Origin of the sequence: Reinekea marina (assembly GCF_030409715.1) — a bacterium.
Lineage (GTDB): Bacteria > Pseudomonadota > Gammaproteobacteria > Pseudomonadales > Natronospirillaceae > Reinekea > Reinekea marina.
Genome location: NZ_JAUFQI010000001.1, coordinates 2,352,260 through 2,376,246, shown reverse-complemented (window position 1 = coordinate 2,376,246; position 23,987 = coordinate 2,352,260). Strand labels below are relative to the sequence as shown.

The following is a 23,987-nucleotide window of genomic DNA, read 5'->3' as shown; positions in this document are numbered from 1 at the left end:
GGATTTTATTCCTTTTATTATATTTTATTTGGGTGACGATAAAATGGTACTTTCTTTAACCAAAGCCGTAAGGCGTTTATATAAATACCTGATGCAACTTTTACGGTTATTAATGGAAACTGGATCAGTGTATGGCGAATATTTTTCGCGGTTATCTCTACAGGCTCTAAAACCATGGTGGCATCAAACACTTTTTTTTGTTCTTTATAATTTGCCAAGTGGATCGTATTTGTTGTGTCCGTAGGGGTTGAGAACCGCCAGTCATATTCCATATCCATTGGGTTAAAAGGCGATACATGGAATTTTTTTGCTAGCTTATATCGAAATGATCGCGCAGTGGTTTCCACGGCCGGTTCTAAACCATGGATAGGGTTTTCATTGGTAGAAAGTAGGTATTGGTCGCGCTCACCCCAGGGCGTATTGGTAATCTCGGGCATTATTACCAGCAATTCACCGGACTCATCGTAGGCATAATAAAAGGTCACCGGGTTCATAGAGAAACCGAGCGTTCGTAAGTTAGTTAACATGCACACGCGAGCAATTTGTTCTGCTTTAATGTCGCTGTTTTCTGAAATATAGGTTAATACCGATTGCTTTAAATCTGAGTGTTTACCTTTAAAAAAATCGGCTCGATAAAAGCTTTGCCAATTGAAACGATTAATCGACCATAACTTTGAGATTGAAAAAACGGAATTAATTTCGTCCAAATCAAGGTAAAGCATAAATACCTTGTATTTAAACTGGTGTTCGCTGGGTGAAAAGCGTCGGTGACGAACCCACCCAGTATATATTCGGCTATTCAATGTCTTCAAACGTGAGCGCCTTGTGTTGAAGCTGTACCCGCAGATGACTGTTGGCTTTCTATATCTTGTACCACACGCAATGCAGAGTTAACACCATCTTCGTGAAACCCATTAAACCAGTAAGCACCACAAAAGTGGGTACGCTGTTGATTACCTATTTCGTGGTATCTAGCTTGAGCGCCTTCCGTTTTTGGACCGAAAACAGGGTGATCATACTGGTAGCGGCCAATGATCTTACTCGGATCTATCAATTGAGTTCTGTTCAGGGTGACACAAAATGTTACGGGGGCATCTTCAATGCTTTGCAACATATTCATATTATAAGTAAGGCTAGCAGGGGCTTTGTTGTCTATACCTAAGTGGTAATTCCAAGCGGCCCAAGCCTTTCGCCGTTTAGGCAGTAGGGATTCATCGGTATGCAAGATCACTTCATTAGGAGTATAAGGAATAGCGCCTAAAATTTCAGTTTCAGCTTGGGATGGTTGATCAAGTAAGGCGAGTGCTTGATCGCTGTGGCAAGCAAAAACTACTTCATCAAATGTGATTTTATTATTGTTTTCCATGACCAATTCTACTGAGTCAGCCTTTCGTATCACTGTTTTGATGCGAGCTGAGGTGGTAATTTTATCTTTAAATGGACGCGAAAGTGGCTCTAAATAAGCCGCAGAGCCACCTTCTAGCGTGTACCATTGTGGTCGGTCTTTAATTGACAATAGGCCATGATTTTTAAAAAAGCGAATAAAGAACAGAGCAGGGAAGTTCATCATGTCGGCTTCTCCGCTAGACCAAATAGCTGCGCCCATCGGAATTATGTATTTATTGATAAACATTTTTCCTAGGTTTTTCTGATTAAAATATTCCGCTAGGGTTAAAGATTCATCAATGGCATTAGCGTTGTAGTCGGCAATGCTTTCTCGGTTGAATTTTAATATGTCCTTGATCATTTTGTAGAACTTTGGCGAAAACAAGTTCCTACGCTGGGCAAACAAGGTATCTAGATTGTGACCATTATACTCAAGCCCAGTAATGTCGTCTTTAATCGAGAAACTCATCTCAGTTGGCACGCGTTTTAAATTAAGCGGAGCCATCAGTTCGTTAAAATTTTTATAAACCCAATCATTGTAAACAATAAAACCCGTGTTGATGCCGTAGGTCTTTCCCTCTATTTCGACTTGTTCAGTGTGGGTGTGGCCGCCGATGATGTCGTTGGCTTCAAAAACATGTATGTCATGATTAGGGTGTAATTTCGCTGCTGCGGTTAATCCTGAAATCCCTGAACCGATGATAGCGATTTTTTTCCGAGACATGATGAATCCTTAGAGTTTGTTTTTTATCATTCGAATGATGCGACCCATAAGCGGGATGTGATCAAAAATCATATGTGTGCTGTCGAAGTAATCCCGATGTGAGCTGATTTTCCCATCACGAAACTTAAGGTGCGAAATGCCTTCGACCGTAACAGGGTTGCCTTTGTTAAAGTTTCTATTCAGAAAAGTCATCGACCAAGTTACAAAAGCTTCGCGATCATTTGCCTCGACATCTTGGTAGTTAAAACTGATGTGATCAACATTTTTATACAAGCGCTTAAAATAATCGCGCAGCTTGCTAAGGGACTGAAACTGGTGGAGTGGGTCTTGAAACAAAATGTCGTCGGTATACAGCTGATCAAGTAAGTCGCTGTCGATGTTTTCTTTGTTTAAACAGTTATAGGTGCGTTGTAATCGCTCTATGATGGTTTGCATTTCAATTAAGCTCTTTTCTGGTCGTTTTGTATTTTAATATACGGCAAATAAGCTCAAATAGATCATCTAAAGATAGGTTATTAGACAGAGTCGATAAAATCTAACTAAATCAAGGAATTATCGCGATGCCTGTTGCCATTTTTTACAAAATATGGATAATGCCGCGCTCGTTATGGTGATCTTGCCGGTCCCCTCGCAACAAGACGACGTAAACCCCGCCAGGCCCGGAAGGGAGCAACGGTAGCGTCTGAATTGTGTGCCGGGGTGTGGCTGGTGAGGTCGCCACCCAATCTCTTCTCTTCGTAACTCTCTGTTTTTACTAACATTTTGCTATTTTATCTGTATCAATGGTGGCGGCCAATGCCAATCAAAGTTAGGATAGGCAACTTTAGATAAATTGACGATTACTCCCTATGTCTTATCAGGTTTTAGCTAGGAAATGGCGCCCATCCACCTTCAAAGAAATGGTGGGTCAAGTTCACGTGTTGCGCGCCTTGATGAATGCTCTCGATCAACAGCGATTGCACCATGCCTATTTGTTTACCGGCACGCGAGGAGTGGGTAAAACCACTATCGCCCGTCTGGTCGCCAAAAGCTTAAATTGCGAGGTAGGGGTGAGTTCTACACCTTGCGGAACCTGTTCAGCTTGCACAGAGATAGCCGAAGGGCGTTTCGTAGACCTCATTGAAGTTGATGCCGCAAGCCGAACTAAAGTTGAAGACACTCGTGAGTTGCTTGAAAACGTGCAATATGCGCCGACCCGTGGCCGTTATAAAGTTTACTTGATCGATGAAGTCCATATGCTGTCTACCAGCAGTTTCAATGCCTTACTTAAAACGCTCGAAGAACCGCCCGAGCATGTTAAGTTTTTGCTGGCGACGACGGACCCTCAAAAACTGCCGGTGACCGTGTTGTCTCGTTGCTTGCAATTTAACTTAAAAAACATGTCGCGAGAGCACATTGTTCAACACTTGTCGCATATTTTATCCGAAGAAAAGGTTGGCTTTGACGATGCATCGCTGTGGGCCATTGCTGAATCGGCTCAAGGCAGTATGCGTGATGCACTCAGTTTAACCGATCAAGCCATCGCATTTGGCGAAGGGCAGTTGCGAGAAAATGAAGTGGCTTCCATGTTGGGTACAGTCGATCTCAAACGCGTATTAAAGCTTGCTCAGTTATTGTTTGAAAAGAACATAGACGGCCTGATGGCGCTCATTCAAGAAGTAGATGATCACGCTCCAGACTATCAGGCGTTAATGGCCGAGTTAATGTCTACGTTGCATCGCCTTGCTATAGCCCAAGCTGCTCCGTCAGCCATTGATAACCAAAAGGGCGATCAAGATGCGATATTGCATATAGCTAAAAATACCAGCCCAGAAGACGTTCACCTATATTATCAAATAGCGATAAAAGCCAAGCCCGAAATGGCTTTAGCCCCGAGCGAGCGAGCCGGTTTCGAAATGGCCTTGTTGAGGATGCTTGCATTCAGTCAAACACCTGCGGTTGCGATTGGAGAGTTACCAACACTGGTCGCCGCTGAAGCTAAAGGCACGGCCGCTCAAGTGCAAGAGGCAGGCCAGGACCAGATCCCAAAGCTTGAGCGCTCGCAAGAGCCTAGCGTTGAGCCTGAGAATACTCAATCCTTACAACAATTAAGTTCAGCCGAATCTTCAGACAGTCCTTATGACGTTACTGAACAGGTGTCAGATTCAAATCGGCCGGGAACTGCTGAGCAAATTGGTACAAAGACCCGTGAAGTGGCGACCGAAAACGGCACTCCACCTTGGGAGGCGACTGTTGAAGACGCTCCCAACCAGACGCGGGTTAATGAAATTGCGCCTGTGCCTGTGCCTGAAAGTCACGAGCCAGAACCAAAAGCAGAACAAGCCCGATTAGACGCGGTGGGTGAGCTCGAGATTAGTCAATCTCTGGTGAAAGAAGGCGAACAACCCGCCGATGCGTTACCCGAAAGTTCAGATACACCACAGTCACCGTTACCAGCGCAAACCAGTGCTGAAGAGCTATTGCTTCCGACTCAAAGCCAACCAGCCACTTGGCCGGAGACTGATAAGGAATCGGACCCGGTATTTTGGTGGCAAGTGTCACTGCACCGAATGGGGCTTACGGGTATGACCAAGACCGTGTTTGCTAACAGTCAGTGGAAAAGTTTCGATGATGGTACTTTAAATATCCAGATCTCACCTAATTATAAAAAAATCATGAACGACAGCCATTGCGAAAGATTGCTGCAATCCGTAAAGCAATGGTTGCCAGAGTGTAAGCATATAAATTATGAGTTTGGTGCCGTAGAAAGCACTCCGCAACGATGGGCGGACGATATCGTTCATCGTGCTAAGCACGCAGCAAAAACTGAGTTGCTGCAAGACTCTTTTATTCAACAATTGATGTCTGATTATCAAGCAGAGCTTGATGAGATGTCTATTAATCCAAATCTTAGTCCAATACCTACAGGAGCCTAATTATGATGAAAGGTGGAATGGGCGGCTTAATGAAACAAGCCCAGCAAATGCAAGAAAAAATGCAGGCCATGCAAGAAGAAGTGGCAAACACAGAAGTTACAGGCGAATCTGGTGCTGGCTTAGTGAAAATAATCATGACGGGCCGACACGATGTTAAATCGGTTTCGTTAGATGATTCTTTAATGTCAGAAGATAAAGATTTATTAGAAGATTTACTGGCGGCGGCTGTTAACGATGCCGTTCGTAAAGTTGAAACGGTTAGCAAAGAAAAAATGTCTTCTGTGGCCGGAGGGCTAAACTTGCCACCGGGAATGAACCTTCCTTTCTAAGGGTCGTTATGTCTTACACGCCATCGACAGAAAGCTTAATTAAAGCTTTGCAAATATTACCCGGCATTGGGGTGCGATCAGCGCAACGCCTTGCGTTACATTTGTTAGAGCGCGCACCAGACGATGCAAAGTCACTTAACCATGCGTTGTCTGACGCCTTATCTAAAGTCAAAAAATGCCCAAGTTGCCGAACCTTAACGGAATCGCCTTTGTGTGAAATTTGCACCGATGAAGCCCGAGACAGCACGGTATTATGTGTGGTCATCAGTGATGCCGACAAAGAAGGGTTAGAGCTTTCGGGGCATTTTAACGGTCGATATTTTGTGCTGCATGGTGTGCTTTCGCCGATAGATGGTATTGGCCCTGAGCAATTAGGAATTTGGCAGTTGGTCGATAAACTGACGGCCGCTGATAATTCAGTAACTGAGGTGTTGTTAGCACTTGACGATCAGATGGAATCGGATGCCACCGCTTACTTTATAAATGAGCAGCTAAAAAAATTAAAGATTGAATGCGCGCGCGTGCGCTTTTCTCAATTTAAAAGCGGCACACTCGATAAAGCCGACAGCCGAATCATTGCTGATGCCTTTGCAAACAAACAATCGTTAGGTTTTGAACATGATTGATGATTACCAGTGGGTTATTGGCGATGAGCAGCTCGCTCAATGTGTCGCAATTTGGTCCAAGGCGCCAGTACTCGCCTTAGACACTGAGTTTATTCGTACGGAAACCTTTTATCCTCAGCTAGGGCTAATTCAAGTTGGTATTGAACAGCAAACATGGCTAATTGACCCACTTACCATTACTAAATGGCGTCCATTTGCCGACCTATTGACGAATGAGCAAGTGGTTAAAGTGTTGCATGCATTATCGGAAGACGTTGAGGTTTTGCAATGCACAGTCGGGTGTAACATTGCCAACGTTTTAGATACACAGGTGGCGGCAAGTTTTCTAGGCTACCCACAGCAAATGAGTTACGCCAAATTGATCGGTGAACTCTGTGATCAAGAAATCGCTAAAGAAGTGACACGCTCTGATTGGTTGAAACGACCACTGGATCCTGTGCAATGTCAGTATGCGGCTGCGGATGTTTATTGGCTGTATAAGGCGTTTTTCCATCTTAAAGAAAAGCTGGATAATCTAGGGCGATACGATTGGGCTCAAGAAGACAGTCAACGCCAGGCGGTAACCAGCAACGTGAATCCAACGCAATATTATAAAAAATTGCGCGGTGGCTGGAAACTAAAGGGCGCGCGATTACTGACGTTGCAGTTATTGGCTCAATGGCGAGAAGAGCTGGCCCGCAGTCAAGATGTGAATCGAGGTCGAATTTTAAAAGACAAAGAGATGTTGGTCATTGCTGAAAAAATGCCTACTCGAACCGCTCAGTTACAGCAAGATGTGAAGCTAGGCTCAAGAACGATTCGGCTCTACGGTTCAAGTATTCTTAGCTTTGTCGAACAAGCGAATAATGCTCGCAAAGAGGCATGGCCTGAACTAATCGATGGGCCGCTTCCGGCGGATCAAGCCGATATTTACCAACAAATTAAAACTAAAATTAATGACATAGCCGAGCAGAATGATATTCCCGTGGATACCTTAGCTCGCAGAAAACTATTGGAAGCCTGGGTCAGGAGTGGTTGCCGAACAGGTCACTATAACATTCCTGAATTTTTTACGGGGTGGCGTAAAGCCTATTTAGTAGAACCCATTTCAACCATCCTAAATAAGCAGTGGCAAGAGGTCGATCATGCGTGAAATAGTCAGTGTATATAGGTCTAGCAAAAACTCGGATACCTATGTGTATGTTGCAAAGAAGCAGGGTATAAAGGCTATCCCCGACGCATTAAAAGAGCTGGTGGGTAAACCCATTCATGCTTTTGATATGTTGCTGACAGAGGATAAAAAACTGGCTCGCGTTGAGGCGGTTAAAGTTTTAGAGAGTATTTCAGAGCAAGGCTTCTTCTTACAGCTGCCGCCTCCAAAAGAAGATTTGTTGGCTGAAATGAAAAAAGCAAGCGAGTAAACATGGCAGATCAAGTTTTTTGGCAAACGAAAACGCTACAAGAAATGAGTCGTCGTGAGTGGGAATCCCTGTGCGATGGATGTGGTAAATGCTGCCTGCAGAAGTTAGAAGATGAAGAGGATGAGTCGGTTTATTATACCTCGGTTGTTTGCCAATATATGACGGATGACTGCCGTTGTTCTGAGTATCAAAATCGACAAAAATTAGTACCCAATTGTGTTTGGCTAAAACCGGAAGATGTAGATTCATTTTTTTGGTTGCCATCGACCTGTGCGTACCGGTTAATTGCTGAAGGCAAACCATTGCCAGACTGGCACCCATTGGTAAGTGGAGATCCACAGCGAATTCATGCAGTTAATGTTTCTGTAACTTCGTTAAACTTAGTTCGAGACAACGAAGTCACAGAGGAAGAGTGGCAAAATTATGTCATTGCGCCTCAATAATTAGTAAAGGTTGGTTCATGATTTATCAAGATTTATATTGGAATGCCGCACTCGCTTACGGTATTGGTGTGATAGGTTTCTTAATTGTAATGTGGAAGCTGGGTACCAAGTTACCTTGGCGCCCTTTGCGCTGGTGGTTGATTTGGCTTTACCTATGTGTGGTTCTCACGCCTTGGTTTGGAACCGAGCCAGAACCTTATGTGGCGCCGATGATTATTGTAGCTGCGTTCGACTTTTTAGATTTAGGGCCACAATCGGCTTTTGCTATGTTATCCGGAATGGCTAAGGCCATTTTGGCCGGTACATTTGTCATAGTGGCTACGGCCATTGTACTGCGCATAAAAGCCTTAAAACAAAACGAAGCAGCGTTGGAGCAGGGCGAAGAAGCGACCCAAGAGCCTTAATTTTGGCAAAAGAGTAATCTTTTGTAAAAAATCTTCATGCTTTACTATACATTAATGGTCTAACTGGCTAGTCTTTTGCTTAAAAAGTAAACAGGCGTCAATTTCACGCTAGACAGGCACAATAAATAAAAACGCGGAGCTCTTATGGCGAATCATATGTTTATTCTAGTCATTATAATCTTAATGGCGGGGGTATTTGGTGGTCTTTTAAACTATTACCTTCAAGTACAGGCAGATACTGAAAACGCAAGCATGCCTCGGTCTATTATGGGCGGGCTAGCCGGAGCTTTCTTAGTTCCTATCGTTCTTTACATCGTCGGCAGCGATTTAGTAGAAACCAGTCTCGGTGATCCGAGTGGGCTGCTAATTTTTGCAGGGTATTGTTTAATTGCCGCTTGGTCAAGCCGCTTTGCTATGACCACCGTAACGCAGCGAATGAAACAAGACGTACAACTTGCCAAAGCAAAAGCTGAAGAAACGTTAGTTGAATTGCGACTATTGCAACGTGAGCTTGAACCTTTATTGGAAATGGAAACCGAATCGGACGAAGGCAGTGAAGTAAAACCCTTACCGCCCGAAGAAGAGCTGGACGTCACGACACAAAATGTTTTATCCGCCTTAGGCAATGGTCGGTATATTTTCCGTTCATTACCAGGGTTAGAGGCTGAAACAACATTAGATGAGCATACACTGTCTAAAACGCTCGGAATCATCGTAGCGCGTGATCTAGGGGGCAAGGTGCTCAGTAAAAAAGGCACGCGTTGGTTTATTACCGGTAAAGGCCGTAAATATTTAGCCGCATCAAATTAATTTACTCCTCTCTTATCTGGCACAGCAAATTATTTTGTTGTGCCATTTTCTTTTTTGTTAAAAACACCTACAGTTAGGCATGGCGTTTATATAAGCTGTTGTCGCCTACAAACTGACTGATTTTTGATTGAAAAGGAGCCCCAATGAAAAAACTACTGATAACTTTAATGGCCATGACCGCATCTCTTGTGTTCGCTGCCGATGCACAAGTTTCTCGTCACCAGTTTTCAACCGCTATCGAAAACCGCGAGCCCGTAGACGCCGTAACTGATGCGATGAATGTGAACCCGTTGTTTTACTTCACCGAACTAAATAACTTCGAAGGCACAATGGTGACCCACCGCTGGTCTTTCAATGGCAATCAAATGGCTGAAGTTACTTTCAATGTTGGTGGCCCTCGCTGGCGCGTATACAGCTCTAAGCAGCTGTTACCTGAATGGGATGGCGAATGGATGGTCGAAGTTATAGATGAAGCGGGTAATACTGTGGCGTCTGATACCATTAACGTTGTTATCGAATAACACTCAACGTCGCTATAGAGTTTACTAAGCCGCCGTTTCACATTGGGCGGCTTTTTTTTGGATGACAATTATCGGTAACCCCTAAAACTCTCTAAAGTTTGCTTTAAAGGGCGAGGAGGCATTGTTTTTCGAATCCAGCGGATTAACTTACTTATTTTTAGAAAAAACCAGTGGTGAAGGAGTTCTTATGGGCATTAAGGAAGTTGATGGGGTTGTCATTCAAGATAAACATAAGGCTAGCTGTCATTGTGGGGCCGTTGAATTAAGGTTTGACTTGCCGAATGGCCTTGAAGAGCTAAGGCGATGTGATTGCTCGTTGTGCCGACGTCGTGGTGCTATAGCCGCTTCAGTTTCGTTAACGGGTATTCAAATCATAAAAGGTAAAGAACGCTTAAAGCTCTATCAATTCAATACAAAGACAGCGAAACATTATTTTTGTGATACCTGCGGCATTTATACTCATCACCAACGACGTTCCAACCCGAATCAATACGGATTTAATGTGGCTTGTTTGGAAGGCGTAAACCCATTGAAGCTCGAAAGTATTCCGACGAATGACGGCGTAAATCACCCGGCTGATCGACAATCGGGTTAGGCTCGAACCTAATCTATTGATATGAACGTATAGATTCAAACTGATGTTGAAAAAAAGTAAAACTTAAAGTGCAGGCATGTATGTTTCTGCAATGAAAACGCCTATCGAACGCATTTAGGGCTGGGGCAATAATTGGCAGAAGGACGGGTTTAAAAGCCAATTTTTTGAGTTAGATACATCTTTTATTAAGGCCGATGACCTTAAAGCACGGTTATGTGTAACACGGTTTTAACGCAGAGGCGATCTATCTTAATATGATGGTACTTAAACCGAGCTTTCAGCGAATGCTTTTGGGTGCTTTGGTTTTTTGGAAAGCCTGCTTACTGAGTCTTTTTGTATAATTCTATTCGATTAATCCAATCAAATTGCTTTTGTAATGCCATCGTTGTTATTTGATAATCGGCCGGAATAATTGCGTTCTCATCGAATAAGATTTCGATGCTTAACGTTGCGCCTTTATAGTGTAAGTAAAGGCGTTGATAGTGAGCTAAGTTAGAGTTGGCAAGGGCTGATTCAACCTCACTGCGTTTTGGCATGAGCAATGTTTTGGCTTGAATGTTATCGGGCTCAAAGTCGATATGTAAGGTTACGTCTGTTATTTCATCGTGTGTTTTTTTGAGGTTGGCTGCAGAATTGTCATTCAATTGATGCGCCTCAGAGACTGTTAAAAATGGACTTACTTGTATGTGGGCGTCTATAAATACGTCATTGCCCATAAGTCGAGTGCGTATCATATGCACATCATCGATAGCGTTAGAGCTCAGCAGCGTTGTTTTATATGCGTCTAACTTGTCTTGTGGTACCCCTCGGTCTACTAAATCCTGCGTTGCGTTCCAGGTTAAACCCACGCCCATTTTTCCTATTAGAACGGCAACAGCTAATGCGGCGACATATTCTAGAATAGGGTAGCCAGCCATAGAGGCTAAAATACCAAAAAATACCACCACAGAAGAGAGGCTATCAGACCTAGAATGCCATGCATTCGCCTCGAGTAAATTGGAGTTGGTGGCTTTGGCGTGTTTCATTGAATAGTGAAACAATGCCTCTTTGCTAATGATTGACACTAACACAGCGAGCAAGGACAACCAGTGAGGTGTGATCGACTCGCCCTGCCATGCGGCCATCACATTGTCATAAGCAATCCCGATGGCTACGGCGACTAAAGTAGCGCCTAAGGCGACCGTTCCTATGGTCTCGTATCGAGCGTGACCATAAGGATGGTCCTCATCAGGACCATGTTGCGCCATATTACCTAAGATGAGCGCGAGTATATCGGTCGCTAAGTCGCTAAGGCTGTGAACACCATCGGCAATCAGTGCCGGGGAACGAGTGATAAAGCCAATGGTGAGCTTTAGTGTAGACAAGAGCGCGTCAACAACTGAGCAGACCCAGTTAACTTTGGCGATAACCGCATACCGTTGCTTACTTGAAAGCGTAGGATCAGTCATAGAAGAGCGCTTTAATCGATTACATTTAGGTATTGGTTGAAAATAGCCGCTTGAGTTCGGTTATAAATGCCAAGCTTACGAAAAATTTCTGAAACGTGAGTCTTAACCGTGGTTTCTTTAATGTTGAGCTCAAAGGCTATTTGTTTGTTAAGAAAGCCTTTCGAAATAAGACTCAAAACATGCTGTTGTTTTGGAGTAAGTGAACTGAGCTTCTTCATCGCATCAATGTCTTCACTTATTTCATCTTCGTCAATATCGCCTTCTAATGCGTAATAAGACTCACCATTGAGCAACTGCTTCAAAGCGTTGACGAGTGATTCTAGCTCCATCGACTTAATTAAATAGCCTATAGCACCAGCGGCTTTCACCTTTAGTAAGGTTTGCGGTGACTCGTTGGCAGTTACTACAGCAATAGACGTTTCTGGGTGCTTTTCACGTAAATCAATTAAGCCCATTAAACCGACGGAATCAGGCATTTTGAGATCTAGAAGAAGGAGATCAATATCGCCTTGATCTACACGTTTAAAAGTGTCGGCTAAAGTTTGAACCTGCTCAATATTAATGGCCATGTCGGTTTGAGACAGAGCTTCCGCTAGGGCTTGCCTGAACAAAGGGTGGTCATCGGCGATTAATACGTTCAATTGCTGAGCGAATACATTAGTCATGTTATTTTTGTTGTCTCATCACGAAGGAGTGTGTCAGTTGTACCAGAAAAGTGCTAAAAAATCGATAAATAGCGGCTATATTCAAAGAAGTCTAGCACCAAAGTAGGGGAGTGGCGCTAAACCCGCTTTAGCGCTTAATTTGTTGTTTTAGCTTGATATTTTCATCTTCAAGCTGGTTGATATTTGTCAGTAGGCTTTGGGTGTCGGAAATAAATTGCTGCAACAGTTCTTCCATTTCAAGTAAATTCTCTTTGCTGTCGATAGACTGTCGAGCCTCCTCTTCACTGGCAAGCTCAGCTTCTGCAGCGTCTGCCTTTTCAGTGAGTTCGTCTATCTCAGCTTCTAGTTGCTGAATGATGGTTTCTGATTCTTTTAGGAAGCCTTCCAGTTTTTCTACTTCAGAGCTGTGCTGAGCGGTTAATTCGGCCTCGTCACCACCGTCTCTCAGCTGATCCATAATATTCTTAATATTTCCAATGCCTTCTTTTTGGCCTTGCTGCGCTTCATTTAGGCCGCCCATTTTGCTCTGCAGTAATTTAGCGGCTTGTATTTCGAGTTTAGACTGAAGGCTTTCAACTTCTTCATGGCTGGTTTCTAGTTCTGACTCCATGAGTACAATGCATTGCTCGCTTTCTTTGAATAATCGTTCCAAGCGCTGGATTTCAGCTTCTAATGCCTCAATATGAGTTTCTACATTCGCGCCATTTTGTATTTCTAACATGGTTGCCTTCAGCGTATTTAGCGCGTCGCTTTGCTCACTGTTATTAGTCGATAAGTTTTCTAGGGCTTGTTTGTTTTCTTGAAGCGGCTTAGGTGGGTTCATAGCCTTGGTGAGCTGTTCGTGCAGTTTTGTAATCTCAGCCTGTGCGGCCTGCAATTCTTTCTCATATAAACCAATCGATATATCAGCGCTCTTAATGTATTGCTCCATGTTTGACATCTGATTTTCCATTAGATCGTTTAGATCTTCGGTGGTTAAATCCTCCCCAGACGCAAGCTGCAGTTTTAACTTGTTTATAGCTTCGTGTAAGTCAAAGTTATCGCACTTTAAACGATACAGTTCGTCGGCATAGCGGCCTGCTGCGGGAGCCTCCATCGGGTTTTCTGAAGGAGTGTCAATTGCCTTTAGCTCTTCTAATTCTGATTCTAAGTGATTGATGCGTATTTTGGCTTCTTCAAGTTGTCGATTGCTGACTTCAAGGTCTTTTTCCAGTTGCCCGGTGTAGCGTTCTTCTTCGGCGTTTTGTTTCTTATTGGCCGTTTCCTCTTCTGAACTATTAGTGGCTTCAGTGAGCCGATTAATAGCCTCAGTGGCCATTTCTTGCCACTTTCCTTCGTCAATATTGCCGCTGAGTAGCTCTTTCTCGAGTTCAAGTATTCTCATCCGTAGCCACTGGGTCGACTCGTCGTAATCCATTGAGCTATCAAGTGACTGTGCTCTCGGGTTGGCTTGAGCGAGTGTTTCTATGCGGTCTTCAAGTTGTTCTGGAATGGTTTTGCCGGCACTTTTAGCACTGCTGGCAACTGTTTCGACCTTTTCTAATAACTGCTTATTAGTCGATCTTAGATCTTCTATTTCTTTTTTCTTTTGCTGCTGTCGGCGATGCTTTTCAAAGCGCATCTCTTTAAGTATTGCCACAAGCACGTTATATAGTCGGCTTTTATAAAACAAAAACACATTGATGATGATGTAAACCACCAAGAATTCGCCGAGAATAAAGAGTGTCAGTGGCTCTATGTACATATACTAAACCTGTTCAACCCAGCCAAGTGCTTGGCCTGATTGTGTTTCACCATTTCGGCCGTAGGTGTTGCCGTAGCGCCCAACGTTGTTGATCAGTTGTTGTTTAATCTTATTTCGGCGCATCAGTTCGCTCAGTATCGCTTCATTGGTTTTATTTAGGGCTTGGCTTTTAATGAGTGCATTCTTGAGCTTAGTCCATTCTTTCAATATATGCTCAGCCTGGTCTATACCTGTTCGGTACAAAAACGACCGCAGAGCCCCATAGCTGGGGTCTATTCCGACGCTTTGGCAAATGCCTAATATGGATTTTTGATGCTGCATGAGCGTTTCAGTGAGCTTTTCTTTGTCGTGTAGGAGGGCGGTTACCGATTCAAGCTCGCTCGAAGTCAGTTGTTTCTTTTCTTTTTCTAAGAGTTCATTAAATTCTTGTGCCAAGGTTACAGAGGCATCCAGCGTCTCTTGTAAACGGGTCAGAAGTTGAGTTTCCATAGTCACTGCCTTTGTTATGGACTGCTCGCAAGCAACCCTTAGCAGTGATCAGGAATTACAACCCTGATTCGAAGCGTCGGAATGCGTCTGCGAGCTTGTCAAAATCGATCTTATATTCGCCGTTGCTTAAAGCATTGCGAATGCGGTCAACTTTGTCCTGGTCAACGTCTGGCATATTTTGAATTCTTGATTCAACTGCTTTCATGACGCGGGCTTTATCGGAAAGTTGTACCACATCTTCAGTAGAAGCAGATTCCGTGCCATTGCCGCTTTTTTCAGGAGTGACGCCGTTAGACGACTGGCTTTGACGCGTTTTACTTGGATCAACCTGAGTTGAAGTTGGTCCATTAATGTTGATAGGCATTGCTTTGTCCTCTCTAAATAGTCTTATCTGTAGGTGTTAACGGCCAGCAAGCCAGAAACTTTAATGTTTTTGTGAAATAAACATCAATTTTTTTCTAAATTGCCGATTTTCGCGTGCTAACGGTCCCTTTTTTAATAATCCATGCTTTAATTTTTTCTTTTGATGATAAGTTTCTGATGGTTATTTGTTCGCCGTACCGGCCAGAGTTTAACGCTTCACCTGTGGCGGTAACTTTTATCGCGCCTGTGCCAGAAACAATGGTGACCCAGTCTCCTTTTTCAACCAAATAGGGTGGTTCGGCAATGTAGTTGGTGACAACTAGGCCTGGTTTTAGGGTTCGCCTAGCCGTAAAACCCACTACATCGTTTATATTCTTAAAATATCCTGTTTTAAGCAATCCTACATCCGCCCGTCGAGTGGTTAATTGGCTGGATTGCAATGTTGCACCGCGGCTGATGGCTTCAGATGTAACGACAATGTCATCAAAAACAGCGACCTCGTAGGTTACATAGGCCGACCAATTCGGTTCATTGCAGCTCAACTTCCCTGTGAGGCGTCCAACAACGCGCTGACCTTGTTGCTGGAAGCTCAGGTCTTGACAGGTTTTAGCGGTAAGCGTTGGGTGCAACGGGGCGGGTGAGACTTGAATATTTTTAGCCAATACATTCGGGTGAGCCCGAGAAGCTGCTTGGTGTGCATGTTGCTCTATAATATTGTTAATTTGGTCTACTATTGATGCACCGTTGGCGATCTGTGGTGAAAGACAAATACAGGCAACAATTAAGGCCTGAGGAATGAATCGCTCTAAAAAGGGTAATGTTTTGATACGCTGCGCCGATAACCCAAAAAAATATTGGTATCTTCGGTTGTTAGCTTGAAATAGCCGTCTATGCTTACAGTTCATATAAAGTCAGTTTTCTGGCGCAATAGTATTTATTAGGTTATGTGCAAATGCTGTGCCTGTTTGAAGCGGAGTAAATTATGGCCGGAGTAATGGAAAGTGTTGACCAGCGCACACAGCTGGTTGGTCAAAACAGATTAGAGCTGTTGCTGTTTCGTTTAGAAGGCGAGCAAATATACGGTATCAACGTATTTAAAGTAAAAGAGGTGCTGCAATGCCCAAAACTGACGCACCTACCAAAAAGTAGTTCTGTTGTGCGCGGTGTTGCTCATATACGTGGTGGTACCATTCCGATTCTAGATTTGAGCTTGGCAACAGGAAACCCGCCGTTAAGTAATATCGAAGAGCATTTTGTGATCATTACTGAATACAATGTGCGCATTCAGGGATTCCTAGTGTCGGGTGTCGAGCGCATTATTAATATGAACTGGGAAGATATTCAGCCGCCGCCAAAAGGTACTGGGCATGAACATTATTTGACCGCGGTGACAAAATACAATGATCAATTGGTTGAGATTATTGATGTAGAAAAAATTCTGGCCGAAGTCTCACCGATGAATGAAGAGGTTTCAGAAGAATTAATTACCGATGAAGTGGCTAAGCAAGCCCCTAATTTAGAAATAATGATCGCCGATGATTCTAAGATCGCTCGAAAACAAATCACTAAAACGCTGGAGAAAATTGGTTTTTCTGTGGTTGCCTTTAACGACGGTAAAGCCGCCTGGGATCATTTGAAAGAGTTGGCCGATCAGGGTATAAGACCCGCCGAAAAATACCCTGTGCTAATTTCAGATATTGAAATGCCAGAGATGGACGGCTATACCTTAACGGCCGAGATAAGAAATAACCCACAACTGAATGATATGTACATTGTGTTGCATACATCGTTGAGTGGGGTATTTAATAAAGCCATGGTGTCTAAAGTTGGAGCCGACGATTTCTTAGCGAAGTTCCAGCCCGATATGCTTGCGCAGGTGGTGATAGAAAGAATGACAAACTTAGGCAGCGAAATGCCTGTCGATGTTGAAGAAGCATTAAAGAGTTAGTCTAATTATCGTTAGGCCTTATTGATTACTAAAGAGAGTTAAACCACCGATGTCAGATTTGACAGATGGCTATGAAGAATTTTGTGCCTATTTAGAAAAATACAGCGGAATTTATTTAGGAGCCAATAAGCAATATTTGGTTTCTAGCCGCCTACGCAAATTGATGGCGGAGCACGAATTACCCAATCTCTTTGCACTTTTAAAAACCATAGATCGCCCTGGTCAGGCAAAGCTTCGAACCGAAGTGATTGACGCGATGACGACAAATGAGACCTTATGGTTTAGGGATAACCATCCTTATCGCATATTGGAAGAAATACTGCTGCCTGAGTTTTATGGGCGCAAACCTGCAAAGCCTATTCGTATTTGGTCTGCCGCTTGCTCTACCGGGCAAGAACCTTATTCAATTTCGATGATCATTAATGATTACAAAGCTAAGCATCGTGTGATGGCTGGTGGTGAGAAAATTATAGCTACGGATATTTCACCCAGCGCGTTGGCACAAGCCAAGGCTGGAGAATATGCCAGTTTAGCGATGGGCCGCGGGCTAGATCCGATGCGCCTGAAAAAACACTTCAAAGAAATTGAAAACGGGCAGTTTAAAATTGACGCCAAGATTGCAAGTATGATTGATTTTAAATTACTTAATCTTCAAGACAGCTATGCCATGCTAGGGAAGTTTGATGCGATTTTTTGCCGGAATGTTTTAATCTATTTCACAGCAGACTTCAAAAAAGACATTCTTACTCGAATTCACGCCATTTTAAATCCGGGTGGGTACTTAATGGTAGGGGCTTCAGAAGCCGTAAATGGTCTGTCCGATTTATATGAAATGGTTCACTGCCGCCCAGGAATAATCTACCGCAAGAAGTAGTCAAACCGCTTTTTCAACTCGCGATTCACTGAAAAGCGACTAAAAATCAAACCAATATCACATTTTTGACAACTATTTATAGAATTGGGCGAAAAGTGTGCAGTGTGTGGTGTTTTTATTAAATTAAATCCTTATTATGGATGTCGCTGTAAGGTCGCTATATCTTAATTTCATCGGGTTTAATGTTTATCAATAACCCTATAAGTGAATTTAAGGCAACAATGTTTGTATGAAAAACGTACAGATTTTTGGGTGTGGCTGTCATACAGTAAAAATGACTCGGTGCTTTTTAATTCGTATCGAGTCGACATTTAACATTGAATATTTTAAAGGATCACATAATGAGCCGAACCGACCCTGACAGGCCCTCTTTTACTGCTTTTTTTAAGGTGGTAGCGAAAGCGCCTAAGTCTCGAAATTTATCAAACCGAAACGCCTTAAAACAACTTTCTATACCGGAAGTAAGAGAACAACTGTCTATTGAGGGTATCGCTGTACTTAGTGATAACTAAGTTTCAGATCTGTTAATAGTGTAGGGCAGCCACTCGAGCTGCCTTTCTAGATTTACCTTTCGAAACCATCTTTTTAAAACCAATGAACGAAATAACTAAATGTTTTCTTCGCTTGGGCGATAACCTGATTGAGATGAATCGGATAGGTTGTTATGACTCAATCATTGTTGCGTACGATTAATACATTAATTTTAGGTGGGATACTCAGCGTTTCGGTAGGGGCGGCCGAGTTTGGCCTAGACGGGAGCTTCTCTAGCTCGCCACAGGTGAATGCTTGGGGAGCAGGTTCTCACGTACAAATTATTTCCGATCAAGGTTTAGGCGTAGACGTAGGTGCACGCTACTTTAGCGATATTAGCTACGAAACTGAGAGTTTTGGCGAGCTGAACCAAGATAACTTTCTGCAATATGAAGTGGCCGGTTTAAAGCAATGGGGCGATAAAGGGTTCCGCGTTCAAATGTTAGCGGGAGCTTTATTTTCAGGTGTCGATGTGGCTGCGCCTGGAGGCGCAGTTATAGATCAGTTTGAGATGGGCTACCGTTTAGATGCTGGGATGAGCGTCCCTGTTTTTACTCATTTTAGAGCTTTTGCTGAAGGAGGTTATCAGGGTTGGCCTTCAAGTGAAATGCCAGGCTCGTTGCGTTGGCGCTACGGATTGCGACTCAATTTTGGTGGCAATAATATTGTGCCTTTAGAGGCGGTGGAACAACAACAAGCTTTTGAAGCAGATCAAAAAGAAGCTCAAGAGTTAGAGAATCCGAGTACAACAATAGATACTAGGGTACCTCAATATGTGCCTGGTAATATGAGCGAATCATTGCCGCCTATTATTGAATTTGCTGAGCTCTGCAAGTGTTATCCTGCAGGTCCTTATACGCTTCAACTGGGTGAATTTAAACATATCGAGCAAGCCGTAAGAGCCATGGAATATCGTGGCTTACGCCAGTTCTTTAATTCGCGTGCCTATCAAAAAAATCCGTTACCGGTATTTTTAGCCCAAATTGATGAATATGGCTCGGTGGCATTGTTCCTAGGCGAAATTAACGAGTTGCCAGAACTGCGCTATTGGCGTCATGAATTGAAAAAAAATGGCATAAGTGCAAGGCTGCGTAAAGTGATCGGTGACAGCGGTGAGCGTGTCGAAAACCCCACCATTGCTCTAGATCCAGCTTTATTAGAGCCCGAAGTCACTTACACGGCAGAGGAAATAGCGCGAATGAATTCTTTGCCGGCGACCGGCGAAGGAATCGAAAATATCAATGTTGAGCAGTTAAACAGTGCCGAGCCAGTGGTAGTCGATGTACAAGCGTTGAACAGTCTGCCAAACACTACAATTGAAATGAATTCGCCCATCTTAGAACAGCTGCCAGCGACGGATTCCAAGCCTGAAACCATTGAAGGTTATGTTCAAGTTGGACCATTAACAAAATCGGCTTTAACTGCATTGCTTAATGAAACCTTTTTTAAACGAATCTTGGCCAGTGATGAAACGATGGAATTGCCCACCATGAAATCAATGGTGTGGGATGAAACACGACAAGAAGCTTGGTTGAACTTTTCTGGTTTCCATCATCAAGCGCAGCTAGATAATTGGCGTGCCATGTTTGCCTCGGAAAATTTTTCCGCAAAATCACTGACTGTTTTAACTCGTATGAACGGGGATATTTATCAGTTCGTTCTAGGTGCTCCGATAAATAAATTCAGCGTTGAAGTTGATCGAGCCGAATCTAATTTGCAAATACTTTCTCGCTTACGGTCACCTGAAGTACTTTGGTTTGAAGCTTTTCAGCGCATTAATCAAAATCCAGTGACGTTGAGTTTAAATTATTCTATGGCCGATGCGCGTTATCGTATTGTAGTAGCCAATTTAAAAAATAAAGCTCAGCAAACTGAAGTTTGGACCCATCTAACGGCCGTTGGGCTTATGCCGTCCTTAGCGGAACAATAAAATTGACGCCAATGCGAAAACTATAGACTATGGCGCCTTTATTATTTTTTAGTAAGGCCTGCCGTTGGACATTAGCATTGAGTTGATCGTTTTGTTGTTTGCTGTTGCAGCCGTCGCTGGTTGGGTAGACACCTTAGCTGGAGGCGGAGGGCTTATAGTGCTTCCAGCATTAATGATGACAGGTATATCACCAGTATCGGCCTTGGCTACCAATAAATGCCAAGGATTTATTGGCACGTTCACGGCAACCATTACATTAATAAGTAAGCGAAAGCTGAGTACAGCGGGTTTGTGGCCATTAATGTTAATGAGTGGCTTAGGTGCCATGCTTGGAACGCTTTTAATTCAACTTATCGATACTCAGTGGCTCAACTGGGCTGTGCCTGTTTTGCTGGTTTTGGTCGCCATGTATTTTTTAATGAGCCCGAATTTAGGGGCCGTTGAGAAAACACCAAAAATTTCACACCAAAAATGGAAAAACACCGCTGTTCCCGCTATTGGGTTTTATGATGGCTTCTTTGGACCGGGAACGGGGTCCTTTTTTGCGGCCAGTAGTGTGATCTTGCGGGGTAAAAATCTCATCGATGCCACCGTCATGGCTAAGCCGTTAAATTTCACTTCCAACATTGCTTCTCTGGTGGTTTTTGCCTTTGGCGGGCAAGTCATGTGGACGTTAGGGTTTGTTATGATGGTAGGACAACTGCTGGGTGCATTCGTTGGAGCACACAGTATCTATTGGGGCGGGGCGAAATTAATTCGCCCTTTAGTCATCGTTATGTGTTTGGCTATGTCGATCAAGCAAATCGTAAGTTTACTTTAGTAGCTCTTTGTTATGTTCAATAACATGCGCGCCTGTGATTATTATTTTGATAGTCGTAACCATGTCATCGATTAAAGTTTGATGGTGTTCTACGGAAGTATCGAGTGCATCTGCACCCATGGAAAACACTAAGCGAGTAATGGCTGTTGCGACTAAATCTGGGCGGTGGGGTACTTTTCCTGTTTTTAAGGCAATGGCTTGCAGGTCATCGGCCAATTCTTGTTCGAAATAGGCTAATTGTTTTCGAACGGCTTTCTTGAAGCGATCTGAGCCAACGATACCTTCTCTTAGTAGCAATGGCAGGTATTGCCCGTCGGAATATAATTGGTGAATGAAGGTTTCAACCGACATACGGACGATGCCTTTATTCATCTCTGAAGTTCTAAAGCGAGCTTCTTTGATTAAAGTTCTTAATGTTGAGCCGGCAAGTTCAATCGCACTAATGGCGAGTGCTTCGGTATTGTCGAAGTGTCGATAAAAGCTATTAGGCGCTATACCGGCTTCACGGGTTATTTCACGTAAACTCAACGAAGAAACGCTGCGGTTAGGGCCGACCAATCGCATAGCTGCGGCAATGATATCATCTCGAGTGATGGTTGCTTTTCGGCCCGCTGTGCGCTTTTCTTGCGATTGAACGATGTTCACGTAAATTCCTTGATGACGAAACGAGATTACTATACTACCTTGTATCGTCATAGCTGTCTTCAATAGATTAATAGACAACTGTATATAAAAGGCTATACTGGCTGAATGGTTAAATTGGTAGTAGAAATATATGAGTATTGCAGTAAGTTGGTTACGCGCGGCAAGAAACATGGTTTTGCCGGCAAAGGTTTATGATTTTTGGTGTCAAGAGTTTGGGTTCATTTCAAGGCGAGATCAAGCCATGGCGAAAGTCGTCAAGGTTGTTCAAGAATCATCTGACTCCGTGTCTTTATGGCTTAAGCCAAACGCAAATTTCGAGGGTATTCAACCCGGTCAGCACATTAATATTGGTGTCGAAGTCGACGGCAGGCGCTTAAATCGAAGCTATTCGGTTTCGCGCGTGAAAGGGCGGCGATTTCGAATTACCGCTCGGCAAGTCAGCCAAGGCAAAGTGAGTAATTACTTGAATAATCACGCTAAGAAAGGGTTGGTGATTACTTTAGGTGATGTCTATGGCGAAGTTTCTATGGCTCATTTTGAAGAGAAACCAGCCTTGTTTTTAGCAGGAGGCATCGGCATTACCCCGATCATTAGTATGCTAGAAGCGTGGTCTACCAGCATGCGTAACCACCCGGTTGAGTTGATGTATTGGGGTAAGTCTGAAAAAGATTTGGCTTTTATAAAACGCTTAAAGAAAATTGCGAAAAAGAATGATTGGTTCCGATTGCACGTTATTGAAACAGAGTTTATTGAACGAAATGAAGACGGTACGCCTAAGTTAATTGCGGAATCGGCTCAGTGGTTTGAAGATTTAAAGAAACGCTTGCCGAATGTCGAGGCGTTTGCTTGTGGTAATGAAGGTTTTGTAAACCAATTGCGAGATCGTTTTCAGCCTTGGGTGAATAGTTTTTCGTTTGAATCCTTTACACCGGCCTTTGCTACTGCTTCTGCAGGTGCGCCTATTCAAGTTAATTTAACTAAGCAGCGCCGCAGTGTGTCTATTCCCAGTGGTATGAACATTTTGCACGGTTTAGAGCAAGCTGGCGTTTCAATTGCTAGCGGATGCCGCCGGGGCACTTGTAATACCTGCACTTGTAAAAAGGTCAGTGGATTGGTTCAAGATCAACAAGATAAACGTGTGCACGCTGAAGACGACGCAATGTTTAAACCTTGTATGCACGCTGCAATCAGTGATATCACGTTGGAACTATAATGTCTGAATATTATAAAAAGCTCTCTGATGCAGAAACGGAAGCTTTTGGTGCTGAAATTGATGCGCTGAAGCTTGATGTTAAGAAAAAAATTGGCGAAAAAGACGCTCGATACATTCGAAAAATTCATCGAGCCGTCCGTTATACTGGCGTCTTAGGACGTGGTTTGTTGTTTTTAAGTTTCATTCCTTATGTTTGGTTTTTTGGTGTCGCATTTTTAGCGTTATCAAAAATTCTCGATAACATGGAGTTAGGTCACAACGTTATTCATGGCCAGTTCGATTTTATGGGCGACCCTACTTTTGAGGGCAAGAAATATGAATGGGATATTATTGGCACCAGTGATAACTGGCGTGAAACTCACAATTATAAGCACCATACCTATACCAACATTGAAGGTCATGATGAAGATATTGGCTATGGGTTTATTCGGGTCTTTGCGGAGCAAAAGTGGAACCCTTGGTTTTTATTACAACCTATTTATACCTTTTTCTTTGCGTTTGTTTTTGAATGGGGCGTGGCCTTACAAAATGTGAAATTTGAGAAAACACCAGGCAAGACTTTGTTTCAATCACTGCGTGATAATAACCAAGAAGAATGGAAAAAAATGAAATGGCAAGTCTTAAAAGACTACGTCGTCTTTCCGTTGCTGGCGGGTCCATTATTCTTAACAGTGCTTGCAGGCAATGCGGTCGCTAACATCATTAGAAGTTTATGGACTTTTACGATTATTTTTTGTGGTCATTTTACCGATAAAGCCCAAGTTTTTCCTGAAAGTGCAGTTAAAGATACTCGCAATGGTCATTGGTATTTACGCCAAATTCAAGGCTCGAGTAACATTTCAGGTGGTAAATTATTCCATATCTTAAGTGGCAACCTGAGCCATCAAATAGAACACCATTTATTTCCTGAAATCCCCGCAAATCGCTATGCAGAACTGGCGCCTAAAGTAAGAGAAATCTGCGAGCGCTATGGTCAAACCTATAATACGGGAAGGCTTTCAAAGCAATTTGGGCAAGTTTGGTACCGTATCTTTAGACACGCATTCCCTTCGAGCGTAGCGGCGTAACTCACGTTGCCTGAACCCGCTTTGGCGGCGGGTTTCACTTCCGTGGATCGCTGTTCGCGCATCCTGCGCCGCTAAACTTCGCCATCCATGGCTCAGA

Annotated in this window: 29 protein-coding genes and 1 other RNA gene; 19 read left to right on the top strand and 11 right to left on the bottom strand. The window is 43.4% G+C overall.

The features are described 5' to 3' along the window. Window positions 1-17: 17 nt before the first annotated feature. The 3 genes from QWZ13_RS12840 to QWZ13_RS12830 are packed head-to-tail and all read right to left on the bottom strand — an operon-like array spanning window position 18 to window position 2,545. On the bottom strand, window positions 18-812 hold the full coding sequence (locus QWZ13_RS12840; RefSeq protein WP_290282108.1) for a DUF1365 domain-containing protein: 795 nt from the start codon (window positions 810-812) through the stop codon (window positions 18-20). Further along, on the bottom strand, window positions 809-2,110 hold the full coding sequence (locus tag QWZ13_RS12835) for an NAD(P)/FAD-dependent oxidoreductase (RefSeq protein ID WP_290282107.1): 1,302 nt from the start codon (window positions 2,108-2,110) through the stop codon (window positions 809-811). Before QWZ13_RS12835 ends, QWZ13_RS12840 begins: the two co-directional genes overlap by 4 nt. Window positions 2,111-2,119: 9 nt before the next feature. Then, window positions 2,120-2,545 carry a nuclear transport factor 2 family protein gene (locus tag QWZ13_RS12830; protein ID WP_290282106.1) on the bottom strand — a complete coding sequence of 142 codons (426 nt, stop codon included), beginning with the start codon at window positions 2,543-2,545 and terminating at the stop codon, window positions 2,120-2,122. 182 nt (window positions 2,546-2,727) lie between these two features. Between QWZ13_RS12830 and ffs the strand changes: the two genes are divergently transcribed. The 11 genes from ffs (at window position 2,728) to QWZ13_RS12775 (ending at window position 10,153) form a co-directional block, all read left to right on the top strand. After that, window positions 2,728-2,824: signal recognition particle sRNA small type (gene ffs, locus QWZ13_RS12825), an RNA gene on the top strand. A 134-nt stretch (window positions 2,825-2,958) separates the two neighbouring features. Continuing rightward, window positions 2,959-5,025 carry a DNA polymerase III subunit gamma/tau gene (dnaX, locus tag QWZ13_RS12820; protein ID WP_290282105.1) on the top strand — a complete coding sequence of 689 codons (2,067 nt, stop codon included), beginning with the start codon at window positions 2,959-2,961 and terminating at the stop codon, window positions 5,023-5,025. Window positions 5,026-5,027: 2 nt separating this feature from the next. Beyond that, complete coding sequence (locus tag QWZ13_RS12815; RefSeq protein ID WP_290282104.1) at window positions 5,028-5,354, top strand: YbaB/EbfC family nucleoid-associated protein; 327 nt, start codon at window positions 5,028-5,030, stop codon at window positions 5,352-5,354. Window positions 5,355-5,362: 8 nt separating this feature from the next. Next, window positions 5,363-5,980 (top strand): recombination mediator RecR, encoded by a 618-nt coding sequence (gene recR / locus QWZ13_RS12810; protein ID WP_290282103.1) that lies wholly within the window; start codon window positions 5,363-5,365, stop codon window positions 5,978-5,980. Then, entirely contained in the window at window positions 5,973-7,112 is a 1,140-nt protein-coding gene (rnd, locus tag QWZ13_RS12805; RefSeq protein ID WP_290282102.1) for a ribonuclease D, read from the top strand. The genes recR and rnd overlap by 8 nt, the downstream gene beginning before the upstream one ends. Beyond that, the gene (locus QWZ13_RS12800) at window positions 7,105-7,380 is read left to right on the top strand and encodes a YcgL domain-containing protein (protein WP_215998645.1); all 276 of its coding nucleotides are present in this window, start codon (window positions 7,105-7,107) and stop codon (window positions 7,378-7,380) included. The genes rnd and QWZ13_RS12800 overlap by 8 nt, the downstream gene beginning before the upstream one ends. A 2-nt stretch (window positions 7,381-7,382) precedes the next feature. Continuing rightward, a complete protein-coding gene (locus QWZ13_RS12795; RefSeq protein ID WP_290282101.1) occupies window positions 7,383-7,823 on the top strand; it encodes a YcgN family cysteine cluster protein in 441 nt (146 codons plus the stop codon). Beyond that, a complete protein-coding gene (locus QWZ13_RS12790; protein ID WP_290282100.1) occupies window positions 7,793-8,227 on the top strand; it encodes a hypothetical protein in 435 nt (144 codons plus the stop codon). Before QWZ13_RS12795 ends, QWZ13_RS12790 begins: the two co-directional genes overlap by 31 nt. A gap of 144 nt (window positions 8,228-8,371) precedes the next feature. After that, window positions 8,372-9,037 carry a YEATS-associated helix-containing protein gene (locus QWZ13_RS12785; protein ID WP_290282099.1) on the top strand — a complete coding sequence of 222 codons (666 nt, stop codon included), beginning with the start codon at window positions 8,372-8,374 and terminating at the stop codon, window positions 9,035-9,037. 167 nt (window positions 9,038-9,204) lie between these two features. Continuing rightward, window positions 9,205-9,558 carry a DUF2914 domain-containing protein gene (locus tag QWZ13_RS12780; protein ID WP_290282098.1) on the top strand — a complete coding sequence of 118 codons (354 nt, stop codon included), beginning with the start codon at window positions 9,205-9,207 and terminating at the stop codon, window positions 9,556-9,558. A 121-nt stretch (window positions 9,559-9,679) separates the two neighbouring features. After that, on the top strand, window positions 9,680-10,153 hold the full coding sequence (locus QWZ13_RS12775; RefSeq protein ID WP_290282097.1) for a GFA family protein: 474 nt from the start codon (window positions 9,680-9,682) through the stop codon (window positions 10,151-10,153). Window positions 10,154-10,166: 13 nt separating this feature from the next. Here the strand turns inward: QWZ13_RS12775 and QWZ13_RS12770 are convergent, their stop codons facing one another. The 7 genes from QWZ13_RS12770 to flgA form a co-directional block, all read right to left on the bottom strand. Then, on the bottom strand, window positions 10,167-10,313 hold the full coding sequence (locus QWZ13_RS12770) for a hypothetical protein (protein ID WP_290282096.1): 147 nt from the start codon (window positions 10,311-10,313) through the stop codon (window positions 10,167-10,169). A gap of 160 nt (window positions 10,314-10,473) precedes the next feature. Continuing rightward, a complete protein-coding gene (locus QWZ13_RS12765; protein ID WP_290282095.1) occupies window positions 10,474-11,601 on the bottom strand; it encodes a cation diffusion facilitator family transporter in 1,128 nt (375 codons plus the stop codon). Window positions 11,602-11,612: 11 nt separating this feature from the next. Then, window positions 11,613-12,266: a response regulator gene (locus QWZ13_RS12760; RefSeq protein WP_290282094.1), complete on the bottom strand. Its 654-nt coding sequence runs from the start codon at window positions 12,264-12,266 to the stop codon at window positions 11,613-11,615. A 127-nt stretch (window positions 12,267-12,393) separates the two neighbouring features. Beyond that, window positions 12,394-14,010 (bottom strand): hypothetical protein, encoded by a 1,617-nt coding sequence (locus QWZ13_RS12755; protein WP_290282093.1) that lies wholly within the window; start codon window positions 14,008-14,010, stop codon window positions 12,394-12,396. Between the two features lie 3 nt (window positions 14,011-14,013). After that, the gene (flgN, locus tag QWZ13_RS12750; RefSeq protein ID WP_290283363.1) at window positions 14,014-14,445 is read right to left on the bottom strand and encodes a flagellar export chaperone FlgN; all 432 of its coding nucleotides are present in this window, start codon (window positions 14,443-14,445) and stop codon (window positions 14,014-14,016) included. Window positions 14,446-14,554: 109 nt separating this feature from the next. After that, on the bottom strand, window positions 14,555-14,863 hold the full coding sequence (gene flgM, locus QWZ13_RS12745; RefSeq protein WP_215998635.1) for a flagellar biosynthesis anti-sigma factor FlgM: 309 nt from the start codon (window positions 14,861-14,863) through the stop codon (window positions 14,555-14,557). A gap of 94 nt (window positions 14,864-14,957) precedes the next feature. Further along, window positions 14,958-15,767 carry a flagellar basal body P-ring formation chaperone FlgA gene (flgA, locus tag QWZ13_RS12740; RefSeq protein WP_290282092.1) on the bottom strand — a complete coding sequence of 270 codons (810 nt, stop codon included), beginning with the start codon at window positions 15,765-15,767 and terminating at the stop codon, window positions 14,958-14,960. A 77-nt stretch (window positions 15,768-15,844) separates the two neighbouring features. Between flgA and QWZ13_RS12735 the strand changes: the two genes are divergently transcribed. From QWZ13_RS12735 to QWZ13_RS12710, 6 genes are all read left to right on the top strand, one after another. Beyond that, the gene (locus QWZ13_RS12735) at window positions 15,845-16,810 is read left to right on the top strand and encodes a chemotaxis protein CheV (RefSeq protein ID WP_290282091.1); all 966 of its coding nucleotides are present in this window, start codon (window positions 15,845-15,847) and stop codon (window positions 16,808-16,810) included. A 49-nt stretch (window positions 16,811-16,859) separates the two neighbouring features. Continuing rightward, entirely contained in the window at window positions 16,860-17,684 is an 825-nt protein-coding gene (locus QWZ13_RS12730; RefSeq protein ID WP_290282090.1) for a CheR family methyltransferase, read from the top strand. 229 nt (window positions 17,685-17,913) lie between these two features. After that, the gene (locus QWZ13_RS12725; RefSeq protein WP_290282089.1) at window positions 17,914-18,045 is read left to right on the top strand and encodes a hypothetical protein; all 132 of its coding nucleotides are present in this window, start codon (window positions 17,914-17,916) and stop codon (window positions 18,043-18,045) included. Next, complete coding sequence (locus QWZ13_RS12720) at window positions 18,026-18,196, top strand: hypothetical protein (RefSeq protein WP_215998631.1); 171 nt, start codon at window positions 18,026-18,028, stop codon at window positions 18,194-18,196. Before QWZ13_RS12725 ends, QWZ13_RS12720 begins: the two co-directional genes overlap by 20 nt. A 152-nt stretch (window positions 18,197-18,348) precedes the next feature. Beyond that, window positions 18,349-20,145 (top strand): hypothetical protein, encoded by a 1,797-nt coding sequence (locus tag QWZ13_RS12715; protein ID WP_290282088.1) that lies wholly within the window; start codon window positions 18,349-18,351, stop codon window positions 20,143-20,145. 64 nt (window positions 20,146-20,209) lie between these two features. Then, a complete protein-coding gene (locus QWZ13_RS12710) occupies window positions 20,210-20,965 on the top strand; it encodes a TSUP family transporter (RefSeq protein ID WP_353958987.1) in 756 nt (251 codons plus the stop codon). Here the strand turns inward: QWZ13_RS12710 and fabR are convergent. After that, window positions 20,957-21,781 (bottom strand): HTH-type transcriptional repressor FabR, encoded by an 825-nt coding sequence (gene fabR / locus QWZ13_RS12705; RefSeq protein WP_290282087.1) that lies wholly within the window; start codon window positions 21,779-21,781, stop codon window positions 20,957-20,959. The genes QWZ13_RS12710 and fabR overlap by 9 nt on opposite strands. Here fabR and QWZ13_RS12700 point away from each other — a divergent pair. Beyond that, complete coding sequence (locus QWZ13_RS12700) at window positions 21,741-22,823, top strand: flavin reductase family protein (protein WP_290282086.1); 1,083 nt, start codon at window positions 21,741-21,743, stop codon at window positions 22,821-22,823. The two genes, fabR and QWZ13_RS12700, sit on opposite strands and share 41 nt — an antisense overlap. Beyond that, the gene (locus QWZ13_RS12695; RefSeq protein ID WP_290282085.1) at window positions 22,823-23,890 is read left to right on the top strand and encodes a fatty acid desaturase family protein; all 1,068 of its coding nucleotides are present in this window, start codon (window positions 22,823-22,825) and stop codon (window positions 23,888-23,890) included. Before QWZ13_RS12700 ends, QWZ13_RS12695 begins: the two co-directional genes overlap by 1 nt. Window positions 23,891-23,987 lie beyond the last annotated feature (97 nt).

What these genes read in the sequence shown, in the direction of transcription:
- QWZ13_RS12835 (WP_290282107.1), bottom strand. Translation starts at nt 2,110, where the DNA reads ATGTCTCGGAAAAAAATCGCTATCATCGGTTCAGGGATTTCAGGATTA.
- QWZ13_RS12830 (WP_290282106.1), bottom strand. Translation starts at nt 2,545, where the DNA reads ATGCAAACCATCATAGAGCGATTACAACGCACCTATAACTGTTTAAAC.
- dnaX (WP_290282105.1), top strand. Translation starts at nt 2,959, where the DNA reads ATGTCTTATCAGGTTTTAGCTAGGAAATGGCGCCCATCCACCTTCAAA.
- QWZ13_RS12815 (WP_290282104.1), top strand. Translation starts at nt 5,028, where the DNA reads ATGATGAAAGGTGGAATGGGCGGCTTAATGAAACAAGCCCAGCAAATG.
- recR (WP_290282103.1), top strand. Translation starts at nt 5,363, where the DNA reads ATGTCTTACACGCCATCGACAGAAAGCTTAATTAAAGCTTTGCAAATA.
- rnd (WP_290282102.1), top strand. Translation starts at nt 5,973, where the DNA reads ATGATTGATGATTACCAGTGGGTTATTGGCGATGAGCAGCTCGCTCAA.
- QWZ13_RS12800 (WP_215998645.1), top strand. Translation starts at nt 7,105, where the DNA reads ATGCGTGAAATAGTCAGTGTATATAGGTCTAGCAAAAACTCGGATACC.
- QWZ13_RS12795 (WP_290282101.1), top strand. Translation starts at nt 7,383, where the DNA reads ATGGCAGATCAAGTTTTTTGGCAAACGAAAACGCTACAAGAAATGAGT.
- QWZ13_RS12785 (WP_290282099.1), top strand. Translation starts at nt 8,372, where the DNA reads ATGGCGAATCATATGTTTATTCTAGTCATTATAATCTTAATGGCGGGG.
- QWZ13_RS12780 (WP_290282098.1), top strand. Translation starts at nt 9,205, where the DNA reads ATGGCCATGACCGCATCTCTTGTGTTCGCTGCCGATGCACAAGTTTCT.
- QWZ13_RS12765 (WP_290282095.1), bottom strand. Translation starts at nt 11,601, where the DNA reads ATGACTGATCCTACGCTTTCAAGTAAGCAACGGTATGCGGTTATCGCC.
- QWZ13_RS12760 (WP_290282094.1), bottom strand. Translation starts at nt 12,266, where the DNA reads ATGACTAATGTATTCGCTCAGCAATTGAACGTATTAATCGCCGATGAC.
- QWZ13_RS12755 (WP_290282093.1), bottom strand. Translation starts at nt 14,010, where the DNA reads ATGTACATAGAGCCACTGACACTCTTTATTCTCGGCGAATTCTTGGTG.
- flgM (WP_215998635.1), bottom strand. Translation starts at nt 14,863, where the DNA reads ATGCCTATCAACATTAATGGACCAACTTCAACTCAGGTTGATCCAAGT.
- flgA (WP_290282092.1), bottom strand. Translation starts at nt 15,767, where the DNA reads ATGAACTGTAAGCATAGACGGCTATTTCAAGCTAACAACCGAAGATAC.
- QWZ13_RS12735 (WP_290282091.1), top strand. Translation starts at nt 15,845, where the DNA reads ATGGCCGGAGTAATGGAAAGTGTTGACCAGCGCACACAGCTGGTTGGT.
- QWZ13_RS12730 (WP_290282090.1), top strand. Translation starts at nt 16,860, where the DNA reads ATGTCAGATTTGACAGATGGCTATGAAGAATTTTGTGCCTATTTAGAA.
- QWZ13_RS12725 (WP_290282089.1), top strand. Translation starts at nt 17,914, where the DNA reads ATGAAAAACGTACAGATTTTTGGGTGTGGCTGTCATACAGTAAAAATG.
- QWZ13_RS12720 (WP_215998631.1), top strand. Translation starts at nt 18,026, where the DNA reads ATGAGCCGAACCGACCCTGACAGGCCCTCTTTTACTGCTTTTTTTAAG.
- QWZ13_RS12715 (WP_290282088.1), top strand. Translation starts at nt 18,349, where the DNA reads ATGACTCAATCATTGTTGCGTACGATTAATACATTAATTTTAGGTGGG.
- QWZ13_RS12700 (WP_290282086.1), top strand. Translation starts at nt 21,741, where the DNA reads ATGAGTATTGCAGTAAGTTGGTTACGCGCGGCAAGAAACATGGTTTTG.
- fabR (WP_290282087.1), bottom strand. Translation starts at nt 21,781, where the DNA reads ATGTTTCTTGCCGCGCGTAACCAACTTACTGCAATACTCATATATTTC.
- QWZ13_RS12695 (WP_290282085.1), top strand. Translation starts at nt 22,823, where the DNA reads ATGTCTGAATATTATAAAAAGCTCTCTGATGCAGAAACGGAAGCTTTT.